Origin of the sequence: Lacipirellula parvula (assembly GCF_009177095.1) — a bacterium.
GTDB lineage: Bacteria > Planctomycetota > Planctomycetia > Pirellulales > Lacipirellulaceae > Lacipirellula > Lacipirellula parvula.
This window is the reverse complement of sequence record NZ_AP021861.1, coordinates 3,199,022-3,215,602: the sequence shown is the minus strand read 5'-3', so window position 1 is coordinate 3,215,602 and position 16,581 is coordinate 3,199,022. Positions and strand designations below refer to the sequence as shown.

Below are 16,581 nucleotides of genomic sequence, written 5' to 3'. Positions count from 1 at the left end.
CATCCGGCGCAAGAAAAAACGGCCTGCTCGAGGATTCTCTCGAACAGACCGTCGTGAACATCTAACTGTCGGCAGCGGCGCCGTTCGCAGGCGCGGTTGTTCGACGCGACAGCAAACCGCTTACTGCACCTTCTGCAACTTCACCGCCGTGCCGTAGGCGAGAACTTCCGTCACGCCTTCCGCGAAGCCGGAGGCGTCGTACCGCATGCCGATGACGCCGTCGGCGCCAACGCTGGCTGCGTGCTGTTCCATCCGCACATAGGCTTCCTCACGGCCCGCCTCGCAGATCTGCGCATACGACTCGATGTTGCCGCCGACGATCTGCTTCAAGCCGCCCATGATCCCCTGCGTGATGCTCGGCGAGCGAACGACGACCCCGCGGATGACGCCGAGGTAATCGGTGATTTCGTAGCCGCTGATTTGGTTGCCGGTGGTGACGATCATCATCTCTTGGTTCCTAGAAAGTTGATTCGCTTGGAATCGGTTATTAGTTCGATCGACGGCACGATTCGCCATCGGCAAAGTTCGGCGTCAGGCAAAACGCATCAGTAGCACGAGCGACCCGATGGCGAGGCCGATTCCTACGAGTTCGGTCGCGTTGAGCGTTTCCCGATAAACGATAGCTCCAACGGCGGAGAGGAGCAGGATCATCGACACCGAATACACAACGCCAACCGTCGCCAGCTTGAGGTGCTTCATCACGAAGACCCAGCCGAACGCCGTCGAGGCGTAGACGATAAAGCCGACGTAGAACCACCCCGAACGAAGCGAATGCTCCGCGAGGCTAGCCCGCTTCAGAAAGTAGTCGCCGATCACGCCGACGAGGCTGAAGCCGATCGTCACGAGAATGGCAAGAGTTTGCTTGTCCATGGCTGGCAAAGGTAGCTCATAGATCGCTCTCGCCAACGCCAGGCGATGGCCTGCCAGGCGGTTACTTGGCTTGCGGATTGGCCGCGTCGCCCGACTTCTTCAGGTTGTGCTGAACTTTCGGCGACTTCATTCGGTAATACCGCTCCGGCCAGGGGAAACCGTACAACTCGGCGCCCTCGACGGCCCGGTCGAACGCGGCCGCCTCGGCGTCTTGGTACAGGGGTTCGCCAGTGGCCTGCAGTTCGCTCACGCGACTCGCAGGAACCCAGGCGCTCGATTTGTACGCCCCGACGAACTGCTGCTGTGGGAAGACCATCTGGTTTTGGTAGAGTTCCAGGAAGCGGAGCAGCCGCTTGCCCAGGTCCGGATTCTCGTTCTCCGGCACACTCGTCCCGATCTCGATCCAAAGCGGAATGAGTTCGCCCTCGCGCAGCAGATGCGCCCGCACTTGGCCTTTGCCCAACCAATCGCGGATTTGCGTCGCGAACTCTTCGGTAGTGTGCGAAAGATCGGAGTAGCCGGTTTGCGACATGAGCAACCGTTGGCCGTTGTCGTTCAGGTCGCCACCGAGTTTCAGCGAGCTTGCGGCAAACTCTTCCCATTGCCGGCGTTTCTCGTCATCGCCAAGTTCGCCGCTCGCCCCCAAGAACGGCAGCGCCACGTGCGACCAATGCCCCACGACGCGGAACTTGTCATCGGGTTGATGGCCGCGCTTGACCAGCTCGCGCATCTGGTCGAGATATGCTTGCTGCTTGCTCTGGTAGTCGCCGCGGTGTTCGCGACGGTAGAAGTCGACGTAGCCGCCGATTGGGCAAGGTCCATCGGCAGTCGGCACATACCACAGGCTTGCTTGCGCCGGTCCGAAAACGCCGTAGTTTGAAATTCCGAACACAGCCCAAATCGCGATGAAGGCCACGATGGCCGCCTGGAACGACCGCCGCACATGTTGCAACAGCACAGCCGTCGGCAGGCCGTAGAAGATTAACATCCAAATGATGTACTTCGGCGTCGACAAGTGACGGAAGTAGTATGCGGCGGGAATGAGCAGCAACAAGTGAACGAGTGCGTAGGGCCGGCGGAGCTTCCAGAGGAATAGCCAACCGATGCCGCCGACGAGAACAATCGACGGGTTGAATGGATAGGTGAAGTACGCAACCGCCAACAGCGGATTGAAATTGAAGCCGAAGGTCGCCGAAGCGTCGTCAACCGGCGGGCGCCGCACCAGCAGCATCCACACGACAGCAAACACCACCAGAAAGCCAATCGTGGGAGCAATCAACCGCCGCCACCACGCCTGCGGCGTTTCGCCCTGCCCGAATAGCAGCGTCCACCCGAGCCAGAATGGCGCTAGCAACACCACGTCGAGCCGGCACATCACCGCCGCCGCCACCGCCGCGCCAGCCGCCGTTTGAGACGCCACGCCAGGACGCGCCGCCAGCGCCAGTGAGCAGCAGAACAATCCCAGCGCCCAAGAGATTTCGTTACCGTACGAAAACGTAATGACGAACAGCGGCATCGCCAGCAGCACGAACGTCGTCCACAGCGGATGAACGCCGAACGTGCGGCGGAGCGCCGCAGCCAGGGCGACGCCGGCGATCGCTCCCCACACGGCGCTCGTGTAGTTCATTAGGCTGAAGATCTCCGCCCCCGTGGCGTATTCCATCAGCCCGGAGACGGAGTAGTAGAGCGGGAAGAGCCGCAGCCGGTAGTAGTCGGGTAGGTCGTCGCTCAGGAGGAAATCACGCCGATTGGCGATTTCCATGATCTGCGCGGCCTTCGTCGCGTGATCCGACTCCCAAGGCATTGAGGGGTTGGCCGCCAAGCTCAGCAATGCGAGCAGCGCGATGCCGCTCACTGCCAACCAGCGCCAGTCGAGCGATTGCTCGCTAGCCAGCGCTCCGGCCTGAGGAGACGAGTCCGACGCAACGACGCTTTTGCTCATCGTATTCCCTGCGTAAATCGGATTAGCGAACGTGACCGACGGCCGCCGCTACGCGCGCGATGCGGCGACGCCGCTGCCCTGCTTCAGCTTCGCGGCGACTTCCCGGCCGATGCGGCGACCGTTGCGAACGGCATAGTTCGTACCGCGATCTTCCGGGTAAACCTGGGCCATCGTCTCGATGTAGAGACCGTCCACCGACGTCTCGCTCGCCGGAATCGCTTCGGAATATCGGAGCGTCACGATCGGCTGCGAGTAACGGGCTTTCCAAACGTTGTGCGCCACAATCCAGTCGCGCGAGAACTCCGGGAACATCCGCTGCAAGTGCGGAATGCTAAAGTCGAGCGCCTCGTCGTCGGTCATCCGGAACAGTTCCGACGACTCCGGCAGATACTTCGACAAATAAACGATGTGCTGGCCGTTGTAAGCTTCGACTGGTTCAAAGTTAGTGTGCTCGATGACGCCGACGTAGGGAAACTCGGGATCGGCGACGTTCAGCCAATAGGTGCCGGAGAGGCTGCGGTTCAACCGCAGCACTAAGCAGACGTTCGCCAGATACTCGATCGAGCGAATCTTCTTCTGTTCGGCCTCCGTCAGCTCGGAGCCAACCAACCGATCGATCAGCGGCAGCGCCGGCGTTGCGATGACGGCGTCGGCCTCCACTACGCCATCGGCGGTACGAACGCCGACGACGCGCTTGTCGCGCACGACGATTTCCTGGACCGGCGTCGAGGTGTGAACTTCGCCGCCAAGTTCCACCACGCGCTCTGCCAATTTTTGCGAGAGCGCCGCAAAACCGCCGCGGTAGTAGGCCAGGTTCTCGGCTCCCCCCTTGCCACGGCTGCCGCCGCGCAGCTTGAACTTGTTCCACATCCACACGGCGGAGATCTTGTCGGCGAACGGGCCAAACTTGCCGGCCAGCATCGGGCCCCACACTGCGTCGTAGACGCGATTGCCGCAAACCTTGCGTAGCCACGCCTCCGCGGTGATGTCTTCCAGCGGCTTCCAGTCTTTGATCCGCCGCGCGACGAGCGCTACTTTGCCCATGCGAATGCGATCGAAGAAACTCAGCGGCGAGAACTTCAGCAAATCGAGCGGCGTGCTCAAGCGGAACACGCGGTTCGCGAAATACATTCCCGTGTTGGTCGGCCGGTAGACGATGCGATCGGTCTCGCCGAGGTCGGCCACCAGGTCGCTGATGTGCGTGTCGCTGGTGAACCAGTGGTGGTAGAACTTCTCGAGTTCCACGCCCCCAACGTCGAAGCTACCGGCGAGGCCGCCGAGCTGCGAGTCTGCCTCAAAGACAATCGGCTTGATGCCGGCGCGAACGAGCTCAAACGCCGCCGAGAGGCCGGTGTACCCGCCGCCAATGATGATGCAAGTCTTATCCATTAACCGTGATCGAACGTTGAGTGGTGGTATCGCCTATAGGTTCGTCCGCCGGCGAATCGCCGCCAGCGGAAAGTTCGCTCGCTTTGCGAAGCCGTGACGACCCGCCCGCGGCGATGAGCAGTCCGCCCCCCCACAGGGTGATCATCAAATACAAAATCGCGTGCGACACGACCGCGAACGCGGCCGCGTGATGGTCGGCCACGCCGAACGTCGAGATGCCGAGAATCGCAAAGTAGTGGTAGGGCCCCACGTAGCCGGGGCTGCTCGGAATCAGCGTCGACAACGACGCGAGCGTCATCGCAATCCAAGCCGCGACAGGCGGCGCCGTGATGCCGAGCGACCAAGCCACGAAGAAAAAGATCCCCCCTTCGAACAGCCAGACGGCAGCGGAGAGGAATAAGAGCGCCACCAGCGATCGCGGGCCGACGACGTCTTGCATCGAGGCGAAGACGCCGTCGATGTAATGGAGCGTCTTCCCAGCGAATGGCCGCCGCTCCACGATGCCGAGCGTGGCAATCCAGCCCAACAGTTTCCGCAACGGGCGAAGCGCGAAAAGCGCTAGCAAGCCGCATGTGATCGTCGCCGCTGCCAACACGACCAAAGCCGTTTGGCCGGCCGGCGGCAAAATGCTCCGGCTGAGGTACGGCAAGAACGAGGCGAATAACGCCAGCAGGCAGAACGCATCGAGCACGCGCTCCACGGCCAACGTCGCCAGCAGCGTGCTCGAGGTGACTCCCAACCGTTCGCGAAACGCCACCACTCGCACCACGTCGCCAGCGCGAAATGGCAGCAAGTTGTTCAGCGCCAAGCAGCCCATGAACGGCGTGAAGCAATTTCGCCAAGCAACGGCAGGTTGCGTTTGCCGCAACATCCACCACCAACGGGTGACGCGAACGACCAAGCCAGCGCCGCACGACGCACATGCCGCGGCGACTAGCACGGGGCTCGCCTGCAGCACAGCGCTCCAGAATTCACGTGGATCGACGCGGCGGAAGGCCAGATAGAGGAAAGCTATCGTGATGCCAATCGCGATCGTCAGCTGCAGCGCCCGGGCCGGCGTCCAATGCTTCATCAATCAACCTGCGTCGCCAGGGTGCGGTTCCGAAATCCCAGCCGCTCGTCGATGATGTAGAGCGGGCGACGTTTCAATTCTCGGTAAATGCGACCGACGTACTCCCCGACGATCCCCAAGCTCATCAGCGTGGCGGCGCCAAGGAAGAAGATGCTGATAAACAGCAGCGTGAAGCCAGGCGCCCAGTTGCCGGTAAACAACCGCAAGAACAATGCGTAGAGAATGCCGAGTACCGCCATCGCCGCTGCGAGGAAACCGCATGCCGTCGCGATCCGCAGCGGCACGAGCGAAAACGAAATGACGCCGTCGAGCGCGAACAACAGCATCTTCCGCAACGGGTACTTGCTCTCGCCGGCGGCGCGCTCCGCGCGAGCGTACGGCAATGCGAATTGCTTGAAGCCGACCCAGCTCACCATCCCGCGCACAAAGCGATCACGCTCCGGCATGTTCTGCAACACAGCGACCACGCGGCGGTCCATCAGCCGGAAGTCCCCCGTATCGAGCGGAATCGCCACGTCGGAGATGACGTTGATCATCCGGTAGAAGGCTTTGGCGGTCAGCAGTTTGAAGGCCGACTCGCCCGCGCGTTGCGCTCGTACGCCGTACACGACGTGGTAGCCTTCGCGCCACTTGGCGACCATCTCGGGAATCAGCTCTGGCGGATCTTGCAGGTCGGAGTCGATCAACACCACCGCGTCGCCGGCCGCGGCGTCGATGCCGGCGCTCACGGCAAGCTGGTGGCCGAAGTTCCGCGAGAACGACAGCACCCGCACGCGATCATCCGACTGCTGGAGGCGCTTCAGAATCTCCAACGTGCGGTCGCGACTGCCGTCGTTGATGTAAATAACCTCGCAATCGAGATCGAGCGTCGCGAACAGTTCCATCAACCGCGCGTGCGTCGTCTCAATAACTTCCTGCTCGTTGTAACACGGCACGATGACCGAAAGCAGATTTCGCGTGGGAGCTTGATCGAAGGAGTCTTGCATAGCAATGGCGACGAGAACTCGTAAGTTGCTGGAGCGAGAAAAGGGCGAGCGGAAACCTACTGAACCAGGCGAACACGGGGCGCCGCGGGGGCGAAACGGACAGTCCGTCGCGCGGTTTGCGCAACGTCACAATATGCCAGTATGGTAAGCTCGGCTAAAGTTTATGTCACGGCGCCGGGCCGGGCGGAACCAGCCGTTTTACCAAGATCCACGACGAGAATGGTGAATGTTCCGAATGCGACGGTCGTAACCGCATCAGCCGCAACGAACGCCCAAAATGGGCGATAATCGGCCTCCCGTGCGATCGCCACTATCTCCGCCAGTCGGGCGAGGGATTATATTGGAAGCTTGGAATTGGTCAATTTGACGCTGCTTGCAAGCCGCCTCCGCAGTTTCTTCATCGCCTCTTAGCAACTCACCGCCGCTGGAAGCCCGAACATGCCGATGCTTTCCGATTACGCCCGCCGCAAGAAGATCGAGTATTTCTTCGGCGACATTCCTAAGGACGCTTCGATTCTCGAAGTCGGCGCCGGCGACGGTTGGGTTGGCCGTTACCTCAAAGAGCAAGGTTGGACGAACTACGTCAGCGTCGACATCGTCCCGCCGGCCGACATCGTGGGCGACCTGCGCGATTGGCGCAATCTGGGACTTAAGGAAAGTTCGTTCGACGTGATCATCGCGTTCGAGGTGATCGAACACGTCGACCTCTATCAAGAGATGTTTGACTTGCTAAAGCCGGGCGGCCGCCTGCTCGTGACGACGCCAGTTCCGCACATGGACTGGGCCTGCAAGACGCTGGAGCGCATCGGCCTTAACCAGAAGCGGACCAGTCCGCACAGCCACCTTATTTACTTCAAGGACATCCCGCTGTTCACGCCAGTCGACACGCGCGTCGTGAAGTTGATTGGGCAGTGGGGGAAATTCACGAAAGTCGCGAAGTAGTAATCTACCGCCGGCGGTTTAGGGCGACCGCCGCGGAACGATCCAACACGAATCGTGGCGATCCATTCCGATGTGAGGGTAGTAGTCGCGGGCCTTGGGCGCGGCGAGCAGGATGAGCGCCGTTTCGAGCCCGGCCGCCTCGTGAGTGCGACGGATGAGTTCGCGGCCGATTCCTTGCCGCTGGTAGGCTTCGTCGACGGCGAGATCGGAGAGGTAAGTCGCGTAGCTGTAGTCGGTCAGCGCGCGAGACACGCCCACCAATTTGCCGGCAGCATTGCGCGCCGTGACGATTAAGTCGGCATGCTCTAGCATCCGCGCGATCAGTTCGGGATGCTCCACAGGCCGACGCTCGGCTAGCGTCGAACGCCGCAGCACATCAACGAACTCCTCAGCGGCGAGTTGCGGCTCGAGTTGGTACGCGATTTCGTCCATGGCGATGCGTCTCTCGCGGGAGGGTAGCGGCGGTGATTCCGAGCTAGCTCAGAGAGCCAGCTGCTTTACGCCAGGTTCGCGCGACGGCTCGTGTTCCGGCGGGTCCAAGTCGGCCGGTAGCGAGTGGTCGAGCCCCGTCACAGTCTGCTTAATCCGCGATTGTAACGGCGTCCGCGCGACGATCGGCATCACATAGCGGCGGGCAAAGCGGAACGGCAATGCGTCCGAAGCGACCAGCTTCGAGAAGAACTCGACTTCCTTCACCACCTTCACGTCGACCGGGTGGCGCAGGTCATGGTAACGGCCCAGTTGGCCGATGCGGAGCAAGTTCGCGAAAACCCACGCGTCTTCGACGCCCAGATTCATTCCGCGGGCGCCCATCGGCGAGTGAATGTGAGCGGCGTCGCCGGCGAAGTAGACGTTGCCGACCGACAGCTTCGCGTTGACGCGATGCGAAACACGGAAGCTCGACTCCCACACCGGCGCCGCGGTTGGCTCGGCCTCTTCGAGCATCGCAAGCGGGTTCGGACGATTGCCGAGCACCCGCCACAGCAGTTGGCCGTTCGTGTGGGCTTGCTCGTCGCCGTAAACCGGCATGACGAATAAAAACCCGCCGTTGCGGCAGTAGATAATGTGAGCGAACTCCGGTGCGAGCGACGTCTTGAGCGTGACGTCGGCGAGGTACCACTCGCCGGGAAATGTCGAGCCGACGAAGTCGACGTTTAATTGGTGACGCGCCAAGCTGCGAGCGCCGTCGGCGGCAAGCAACTGCGGCGTGGCGACGGTTTCGGCCGCATTGTCGGCAATGTGGCGCAGTTCGACGTTCGCGCCGCCGTCGACGTTGCTGCACGAGGTCATCTCGATGCCGCGTTCGATCTCGCCGCCCGCCGCGAGGAACGCTTGGGCGAGGAGCCGCTCAGTCGTCGCTTGAGACAAGCCGAGCATGAACGGATACTTCGGATGGATGCCGTCGAGCTTCAGCCCAATAACAACCTTGCCGTTGCGGTGGAACTGCATCCCCCGCACGGGGCTGCCGAGTTCCAGCATCCGCGCCGTGACGCCGGTGGATTCGAGCAAGTCGAGCGTCCGCGGATTGACGGCGAGCGCCTTCGACTGCGACGCCGCTTCTGTTTTCGTCTCGACGATGCGCGGCTTAAATCCTTCGCGCTGCAAAAACAACGCGGCGGCAAGCCCGACGGGACCAGCTCCAACAATTAGCGGACGTTCGGCGGACGACATGGCAAACAATCCCAACGACCCAGCGGATGGAAATCCAGCGACGACAATTGTAGGCCAAAAAGCCGCGACCGGCGGTCGCGGGCATTTTCCGCGGGGTTTTGTGCGTCGCCATTCGATGGAATGCGGGGAAATGCGGGGACCGCGACCACCGGTCGCGGCTTTTTGCATAAAACGGCAATAAATTAAGTGGCATTTACTGTACGCCGAAAATACCATCGCCGGCATGGCACAAACCATCGGCTACCACATCGTGATCTCGGGTTACGGCCTGTGGCTCCCTGGCGATGAGCGCGGCCACTGGTCGGAGGCGTGGGATGTGGAGCTTGGGTTCGTCGAGCCGCATAAGCTAAACGCCGGCGATGCCGTGCGACGAAGAATGGCCCAGGAGCGACAAAAGCATCCGCCGACGAAGTTCACACCACCCATGCAAGCTGTGATCGCCGCAACGCTGGAGCGTTGCGAGGGCGAGTCAGACTGGTCGTTCGCTGCGATTACGATCGAGGTAACGCACGCCCATCTGCTGATGACGCGCACGAATCGCGACATCGATAACGTCGTAAAGTGGCTGAAGGATCAAACCACGAAGGCGATTCATCGCCACACGTCACACGAACGCCCAGTCTGGTGCAAGGGCCGCTGGCGCTCGTTCATTTTCGACGAGCACATTTGGTGGAACACCAAACGGTACATCGACCGCCACAACGAACGCCGGATAGCATAAAGCCGCGACCGGTGGTCGCGGTCCCATTGCGGCATGACGACAACCGCGAAATGCAAGAAATGCGAAATGCCCACGACCGCCGGTCGCGGCTTTTTATCGAGCGATTTGTTGAACGGATCAGTCGAGTTCTTCGAGCCAGACCCGCAGTTCGTTGTCATATTCGCTCGCCAGGTCGCCGATGACCAGGGTCCGTTGGAACTCGGCCAATCCGTCGGGGCCGGTGTTCGCATCCTCCGCCGAAGCGAATCGCAGCAGCGGATCGGGGGCGGTCAACCGGCGGCAAACCGACATCAGCAGTTCGCTGTCGGCGACTTCGTCCGGCAGGATTCGCTCCAGCCGCTGCGGCAGCGTCCACTTCGCTTCGAGCAATTCGCCCAAGCTGTTCAGCCCAGCGAACAGCGGTCGCCCGGCGAGAATTTCGATCAGCACGTAACCGAGGCTTGCCAAGTCGCTCCGCGGCGTGAACTCGTTCCGCTCCAACATCTCCGGCGCGGCGTACTGCGGCGTGCAAGTCCGCTGGTCGGGCATGTTGTTCAGGTGGAGCGCCGAACCGATGTCGACGATCTTAGCGTTACCGGTCCGCTTCACCATGATGTTCGCCGGCTTGAGGTCGCCGTGAACGATGTCTTCGCGGTGGAGCGCCGCCAAGGCCGACAAACATTGCCGAATGATCGACGCAGCAATGCCCGGCTTGAGCCGCGGCCGCACGGGGCCCGCGGTGACGATGACGTTGTTGATGTATTCCCAACGGCGATGGCTCACGCGTTGTTGAACGCGGGCGAGCATCGCGGGAGTCAGAAGCCGATCGAGGTCATAGCCGTCGACCCACTCCATCTCCATGATGCGGATGCGATTGCGCTCGATGAAGTTCTGCACGTCGAGCAGCGAGTCGTGCTGAATCTTCGCGACGCTGCAAGACACTTGGGCGATGCGGGCCATCGCCATGTCGTAGCTTTGTTGGCTGGAAAACCGCTCTGGCGAGAAAACCTTTACGGCGACCGGCAGCGTGAAGCCGTCGCAGCCGCGACGGTCGCTGAGGTAGACGACCCCCTGCCCGCCCGTCCCCAACAGGCGACGGAAGCGGAGGTGTTCGGTCCAACCAAGATGTTGACCTTCCAGCAGTTGCTCGTACCGATCGTAAAGATCGGTCGGGCAGCGGTTGGCCTCCTGCCCATCGAACGTAATCGTCCGAGTGCCTTGAAGAATGGTCGTCGAGGGGTTCATAGTTGTCCTTCGAAAGATAAGTCGCGGCGGACGAGCTCGAGGTTCGCACCTTGGCGCCAGAATCCCTCCTGGTCGAATTTGGTGCGGCTCATCACGCGGCGCTTGGCGATCCGACTGCGCGGGCCGCCTGCTAACACCTCTATATTACGCAGCGGGTGATGCCGCGGTCCAGATCGGAAGTCTACGCAAACTGCCTATTCTGTAGACACTTTCGCAACAAAACACGCAATCTTGGTGCGGGAATTCGCAATTGACTTCGTGGCGCTGAGAGGCTTCGACGCGGGGGGCGATGCGCGCTGCCACGGATGTGGGATGGTAATGGTGAAGTTACCGGACCGCGACCACCGGTCGCGGCTTTGTGGGGGCACTCACACCGCGCCGTAGATTTGGCTCGGCTCGGGGAATCCCAACCGCTTGTCGACGAGGTTCGCCAAGGGTTTGCCGGCGCGGTAGCGCCGCAGGTTTTCGCAGAACAGATCCGTCATGTCGTCGATGCGGCTCGCTCGCTGCCCGCCGACGTGAGGCGTGATGATCACATTTGGAACCGCCCACAACTGACTGTCGTTCGGCAACGGCTCCACCTGGGTAACGTCGACGCCCGCGCCCCACAGGTGGCCCGAGTTCAATACCTCCACCAAATCGCTTTCGACGATGATCGGCCCGCGGGCGACGTTGATCACTACGGCCCCGGCCGGCAACATCCGCAACCGACGGGCGTCGATCAGCCCGCGGGTGTGGTCGGTCAGCGGCGCCGCCAGGATCAACACATCAACGCGTGGCAACAAATCGTCCACGCGGTCGGCCGGCAAAATCTCGTCAACGAACGGCGACTTTTGCTCCGGAAACCAATCGGTGGCGATCACTGAGCAATCGAACGCCTTGAGCAATCTCGCCAACAGCCGGCCGTTCCCCCCCAAGCCGACGATGCCGACGCGGGCCCCGTACAAGTCGCGGGTCGGGCGGCGGATGAACTCCCGCGCCTCTTTGGCCCGGAAATACGTCGGCAAATTCCGCAAAACCCCGAGCAACAACGCAAAAGTTTGGTCCGCGACCTGTTTCGCCAGAACCCCCGAGGCACTTGTGACCGTAATGGTGCTATCGACCACGCTCGGTACGAGGCAGTGGTCGAGGCCCGCGGCCGACGATTGGATCCACTGCAATCGGCCGCCGGCCACCACCTCGTCCCATGGCACCGGCACCTTCGCGTGCCCACAGTAGATGTCGGCGGTCGGCAGTTGTGCGGCGATCCGCTCCTGCCCGGCGTCGACCAGTTCGGCCTCCGGCCAAACGCTCTGGATGCGGGCGATGTGTTGCGATTCAACCGGGTAGCAGAGAACAATTCGCATGAGAAACACTTTCACGGCGTTCGGAGAAACGACCGCTATAGGTTCGTGAGTGACTGATTTTGCTGGATCGGGCTGGCGGGGCGCCATACCCTAGAGCGTAGGCAACCTGTTTCGTAGAATATCGTTACCGGGGCGGCGTGGGCAGGTGGGTGAAGGCGACTTCCCCTGCAGGGCTAAGCGTCCAGCCAACGTGCCCTTTTACTGCATCTCCCTCGCGTCTGTGCGACAACCGACTGCGACGTTCGTCGCCTAATCCAGACGCGGCTCCGCTCAACCCACAAGCGCCATGGCCCATCCCCATCATGATGAACCGAAGCCGGCCCCAGTACGCCCCGCGGTGTACTTGCCAACCGGCCTCGTCATCGCCCTGATCGTCCTTCGCTTGGCCACCGGCTGGCACTTCTACCGCGAAGGGACGAAGAAACTCGCCTACAACCCGGAAACCGGGCAGACGACGCTCGTCTTCTCATCCGAGCCAATGTTGCGGATGGCCGTCGGCCCCGCGGCGAAGATGATCAAGGAAACGCTCCCCAACGTCTACGACTGGGAAAAGCACCTCGCTGTTCCGCGGCAGGCCCGTCCCTCGACCGAGGACGAACTGACCGCCCGCGCGAAATGGGAGGCTGACTATGCCTCTCGCCGCAAAGCCGCCCTCGCCAAGAAGCAACCGGCGCCGATCGAGTTTCCCCCCCACTCGCCCTACTATGACTGGGCCGATCGGATTGAGGATGGTTGGCGCAGCGCGCACGACCAGTTCGTAATCATCCCCGGCCTCTCAGACGATCAGCGGGCCGCCGCGGCCGCTGCCCTCGACTACCGTCATCAGCAGTTGGCTGATTACCTTGAATCGCAAACCGACGCGATCGCGGAGTGGGAGCACGAGCTCTACCGGCTCGAGCAAATGAAAAACGAAGCCGGCTCGGTGAGCCTGCCGTTCCTGGGAACTCGCATCAGCGAGAAATCGGCCGAGACGAAAGCCGCCAGCGGCGCTTGGATTGCCGAGGTTCGTTCGATCGAAGACGGCTACAAGGGCGACCTTCGCCAAATCATCACCGTCGAACAAGCGGAAGATCCCGCCACTTCGAAACTTGTCGACGAAGCCCTCGTCGACGAGGACGCGCGTAAACTTCACCAGCTCAATGTCGCGGTCACCGCACTGATCATCGGCACGGGCGTCTGCCTCCTTCTGGGACTCTTCACGCGAGTCGCAGCGGTGGCGGGCATCGCCTTCTTGCTTTCGGTTATCGCCACGCAACCGCCGTGGGTCGCCGGAAGTAACAACCCCGTGTTTTATTTCCAGCTCGTCGAGATCGCCGCGTTCGCCGTCATCTTCGCCTCCTCGGCAGGACGCTACGCGGGTCTCGATTATTTCATCAGCCGCATCACCGGTAAGTGCTGCAGCCGCAAGGAGTCTGTTTAGTCATGAATCTTACGCCTGAACAACGCGACATCGGCAAGCAGAACTTCAACGAGGCCGTCGGCTCCGACCTCAATCGTCGCGAGATGATGATGGGCCTCGCCGCCGGCACGATTGCCGCAGGCAGCCTCGGCGCCATGTACTTCGGCTACGGCGCCAAGGTCGAAGAGCCGCTCCGCATCGGCATCATCGGCACCGGCGACGAGGGCAGCGTCCTGATCGGCGCGCTCAATCCTGAGTACCTCGACGTCGTCGCCATCGCCGACATTCGTCCCTACAACCAACATCGCGCCTTCCATGGCGACCAGGACAACATCGGCGCTCGGCCAGGCCTCATCAAGCAATACGGCTACGCCGACGAAGCTGATGCGAAGAAGCACATTACGGTCTACGCGGGCGACTACCAAGAGCTGATCGACGATCCAAACGTCGAAGCAGTGATCATCGCTCTCCCCTTGTGGCTTCACGACGTCGCCGCGTTTAAGGCGATGCGGGCCGGCAAGCACGTCCTCACCGAAAAGCTGATGGGGCAAACCGTCTCCCGATGTAAGGAGATGGGCCGCCTCGCCGAACAGTCGAAGGCCGCGAACGGCGACCCGATCGTCTTCGCTGTCGGTCATCAACGCCACTACAGCGTCCTCTATGCGAACGCGGTCGATCAAATCCGCCGCGGCCTGCTCGGCGAGCTCCACCACATTCGCGCCCAGTGGCACCGAGGCAACTTGCCCGGCAACGATAGCTGGTGCCCGCCACTTCCCGAAGCGGCCGACTACAAATACGACGTCTTCGACGCTGCGATCGTCGATGCAGAGAGAGCAGGCGACAATAAGGCGAAGGCGGCCCTCGTCGCGGCTCACCCGCTTTACACGAAGCTCCGCGCCGCCAAGGGCGCCCTGAAAAACGCCAAGGGCAGCGACATCGACCTGCAGAAGGCGAAGCTCGCGCAAATCGAGAAGCAACTCGCCGACATTTCGATCGAGCTCGACGCCGGCAAAACCTACGGCTACGAGTCGAAAACGCTCGCCAACGGCAACAAGCGCTCGGCCCTCGAAGAGCTGATTCGTTGGCGGTTGTGGGACCGCACCGGCGCCGGCCTAATGGCTGAGCTCGGCAGCCACCAACTCGACGCCTCAAGCATCTTCGTCAGCTCGCAGGCGAATGACGGCGTGAAGGTCTACCCGATCGCCGTCCAAGGCATCGGCTTCCGTTCGTTGTTCCCCGCTGACCGCGACGTCGACGATCACGTCCACTGCAACTTCGAATTCCCCGGTAAGAACTACTACGAGGACATTCAAAAGCAGAAAGACGTCAAGGATCCGAACAGTAAGATCGTCGTCACTTACTCGTCGATCAACGGCAACGGTTTCGGCGGCTACGGCGAAGTCGTCCTCGGCACCGGCGGCACGCTGGTCCTCGATCGCGAATCCGAAGTAATGCTCTACAAGAGCGGCGACGCGAACACCAAGATCCAGGTGAATGAAGGCGGCAAGAAAGCGGCCATGAGCACCTACGAAACCGGCGGCGGTCCGCCGGTCGCGGCGGCTGCAGCGGCGACGAAGAACGTCAGCCGCGGTTACAAGGAAGAAATGGAGCACTGGGCCTGGTGCATCCGCAATCCTTCGCCGCAGAACCAACCAAAGTGCGGCGCCAAGGTCGCCATGGCCGACGCGATCATCGCCCTCACGTCGAACATCGCGATGAAGCAAGGGAAGCGGATCGAGTTCAAGAAGGAATGGTTCGACATCCACAACGATGCGTCGCCGGAAGTCGATCTCGGCGTCGACGGCGCGGCTGACCCGCGAAAGACTGAGACGTTAGTGTAGCCGCATGTTGCGAGTCGGCTCGCGGCGATTAGGCAGTTAGACGGATTGAGGCGTAAGCACCAAGGATCGGGGCCGAAACGCCTCGTTGGAATCATGTTCTCCGAACGATTCGGACTCGTCGCGTCTGGTCTGGGCCTTGCGCTGTTACTGGAATGCGCTGGCTGCGGTCGGGCTGCTCCAAACGGCGACGCACAGGCTTCCCAAACGGCCTCGGCGAGCACGCCGAACGCTACGCCGCCCACCGTCGCCGAAGCCGTGAAGGTGATCGACCTGCGGACGTTGCCGCTTGTCGCCGGCAGCGAGAATCCGGGCGGCCGCTCGGTCGCGCGACTCGCCTACCAAGCGCCTTGTTCACCGAAGGCGGCTTACGAGTTCCACCAGAAGCAACTCGTCGACGCCGGTTGGGAGATCTCGCCTCACGAGTCGATCACCGAAGAATCGGGCAGCGGCTCGTTCACGCGCGACGGCTTTACCGTCACGCTGCAGGCGTCGCAAGTTGCCGGCGGCGACAAGCCCGCGACGATGGTCTTCGCGTCGAACCTCGGCAACCTCACGCTCAGCACGCTGCCGAAGCCCCCGAATGCGGAGGTTCTCTACGACATGCCGGCGAGCCTCGCGTACGTCACGCCCGACGGCGTCGCAGCGGTCTCGATGGCGATCGACAAAGACCTGCAAGCCGCCGGCTGGGAAACGTACGGCACGGCCGGCGACACGCGGTTCTACCGCAAGAACGCCGTCCGCCTGCTCGCCACCACCGCCACGGCGCCTGCACAAGAGGGGAAGACGGTCGTCACCTACTTCACGGAGCTTCTCTCCGCCGAACTCCCCGCTCCCGCCGATGCGAAGGCCGTGCAATACTCCGAGCCGCCGGTGCAGTTGTACGTCGAATACCCCGGCGACCTCGCCGCGGCCGACAAGTGGTACCGCGAAAGCCTCGGCAAACTCGGCTGGGAGCCGACGCTCGACCACCCCACGGAGCAAGACTTCGAGTCGTTCGTTATCTACCGCAACAAAGCGGGCGAAATGCTCGAGATCAACTTCCGCCCCGTCGACGACTTCACGCGACTGACGCTGAAGTTCACCACCGCCGAGGAATTCGCGGAGATGGAGAAGCGATGGGCGGAGCAAAAGAAAAAGCTGGAGGCAGAGCGAGCGGCTGAGACTGACAAGTAAGCGGC

At 61.9% G+C, this 16,581-nt stretch carries 15 protein-coding genes; 5 read left to right on the top strand and 10 right to left on the bottom strand.

The window, feature by feature from the left end:
* Positions 1 to 120: 120 nt before the first annotated feature.
* The 6 genes from PLANPX_RS12705 to PLANPX_RS12680 form a co-directional block, all read right to left on the bottom strand.
* Positions 121 to 447, bottom strand: a complete 327-nt coding sequence (locus tag PLANPX_RS12705) for a YbjQ family protein (protein WP_232536385.1) — start codon at positions 445 to 447, stop codon at positions 121 to 123.
* An 84-nt stretch (positions 448 to 531) separates the two neighbouring features.
* Complete coding sequence (locus PLANPX_RS12700; protein ID WP_152099097.1) at positions 532 to 870, bottom strand: transporter; 339 nt, start codon at positions 868 to 870, stop codon at positions 532 to 534.
* Between the two features lie 61 nt (positions 871 to 931).
* Complete coding sequence (locus PLANPX_RS12695) at positions 932 to 2,812, bottom strand: hypothetical protein (RefSeq protein ID WP_152099096.1); 1,881 nt, start codon at positions 2,810 to 2,812, stop codon at positions 932 to 934.
* 48 nt (positions 2,813 to 2,860) lie between these two features.
* Positions 2,861 to 4,201 (bottom strand): NAD(P)/FAD-dependent oxidoreductase, encoded by a 1,341-nt coding sequence (locus tag PLANPX_RS12690; protein ID WP_152099095.1) that lies wholly within the window; start codon positions 4,199 to 4,201, stop codon positions 2,861 to 2,863.
* Positions 4,194 to 5,273 (bottom strand): lysylphosphatidylglycerol synthase transmembrane domain-containing protein, encoded by a 1,080-nt coding sequence (locus PLANPX_RS12685; RefSeq protein WP_152099094.1) that lies wholly within the window; start codon positions 5,271 to 5,273, stop codon positions 4,194 to 4,196. The genes PLANPX_RS12690 and PLANPX_RS12685 overlap by 8 nt, the downstream gene beginning before the upstream one ends.
* Positions 5,273 to 6,259: a glycosyltransferase family 2 protein gene (locus tag PLANPX_RS12680; RefSeq protein WP_152099093.1), complete on the bottom strand. Its 987-nt coding sequence runs from the start codon at positions 6,257 to 6,259 to the stop codon at positions 5,273 to 5,275. The genes PLANPX_RS12685 and PLANPX_RS12680 overlap by 1 nt, the downstream gene beginning before the upstream one ends.
* 438 nt (positions 6,260 to 6,697) lie before the next feature.
* Between PLANPX_RS12680 and PLANPX_RS12675 the strand changes: the two genes are divergently transcribed.
* Positions 6,698 to 7,201 carry a class I SAM-dependent methyltransferase gene (locus PLANPX_RS12675; RefSeq protein ID WP_152099092.1) on the top strand — a complete coding sequence of 168 codons (504 nt, stop codon included), beginning with the start codon at positions 6,698 to 6,700 and terminating at the stop codon, positions 7,199 to 7,201.
* Positions 7,202 to 7,219: 18 nt separating this feature from the next.
* Here PLANPX_RS12675 and PLANPX_RS12670 read toward each other — a convergent pair whose 3' ends face one another.
* Positions 7,220 to 7,633 (bottom strand): GNAT family N-acetyltransferase, encoded by a 414-nt coding sequence (locus tag PLANPX_RS12670; protein ID WP_152099091.1) that lies wholly within the window; start codon positions 7,631 to 7,633, stop codon positions 7,220 to 7,222.
* A gap of 48 nt (positions 7,634 to 7,681) precedes the next feature.
* Entirely contained in the window at positions 7,682 to 8,872 is a 1,191-nt protein-coding gene (locus PLANPX_RS12665; RefSeq protein ID WP_172992027.1) for an FAD-dependent oxidoreductase, read from the bottom strand.
* 223 nt (positions 8,873 to 9,095) lie between these two features.
* Between PLANPX_RS12665 and PLANPX_RS12660 the strand changes: the two genes are divergently transcribed.
* Complete coding sequence (locus tag PLANPX_RS12660; RefSeq protein WP_152099089.1) at positions 9,096 to 9,593, top strand: transposase; 498 nt, start codon at positions 9,096 to 9,098, stop codon at positions 9,591 to 9,593.
* 117 nt (positions 9,594 to 9,710) lie between these two features.
* Here the strand turns inward: PLANPX_RS12660 and PLANPX_RS12655 are convergent, their stop codons facing one another.
* Positions 9,711 to 10,817 (bottom strand): serine/threonine-protein kinase, encoded by a 1,107-nt coding sequence (locus tag PLANPX_RS12655; RefSeq protein WP_152099088.1) that lies wholly within the window; start codon positions 10,815 to 10,817, stop codon positions 9,711 to 9,713.
* Between the two features lie 368 nt (positions 10,818 to 11,185).
* A complete protein-coding gene (locus PLANPX_RS12650; RefSeq protein ID WP_152099087.1) occupies positions 11,186 to 12,163 on the bottom strand; it encodes a D-2-hydroxyacid dehydrogenase in 978 nt (325 codons plus the stop codon).
* A 286-nt stretch (positions 12,164 to 12,449) separates the two neighbouring features.
* Here PLANPX_RS12650 and PLANPX_RS12645 point away from each other — a divergent pair, with 286 nt between their 5' ends.
* The 3 genes from PLANPX_RS12645 to PLANPX_RS12635 all read left to right on the top strand — a co-directional run bounded on the left by PLANPX_RS12645 (position 12,450) and on the right by PLANPX_RS12635 (position 16,576).
* On the top strand, positions 12,450 to 13,583 hold the full coding sequence (locus tag PLANPX_RS12645) for a DoxX family protein (protein ID WP_152099086.1): 1,134 nt from the start codon (positions 12,450 to 12,452) through the stop codon (positions 13,581 to 13,583).
* Positions 13,584 to 13,585: 2 nt separating this feature from the next.
* Positions 13,586 to 15,403, top strand: a complete 1,818-nt coding sequence (locus PLANPX_RS12640; protein ID WP_152099085.1) for a Gfo/Idh/MocA family protein — start codon at positions 13,586 to 13,588, stop codon at positions 15,401 to 15,403.
* Between the two features lie 93 nt (positions 15,404 to 15,496).
* Positions 15,497 to 16,576 (top strand): hypothetical protein, encoded by a 1,080-nt coding sequence (locus PLANPX_RS12635; RefSeq protein ID WP_152099084.1) that lies wholly within the window; start codon positions 15,497 to 15,499, stop codon positions 16,574 to 16,576.
* The last annotated feature ends 5 nt before the right edge of the window (positions 16,577 to 16,581 follow it).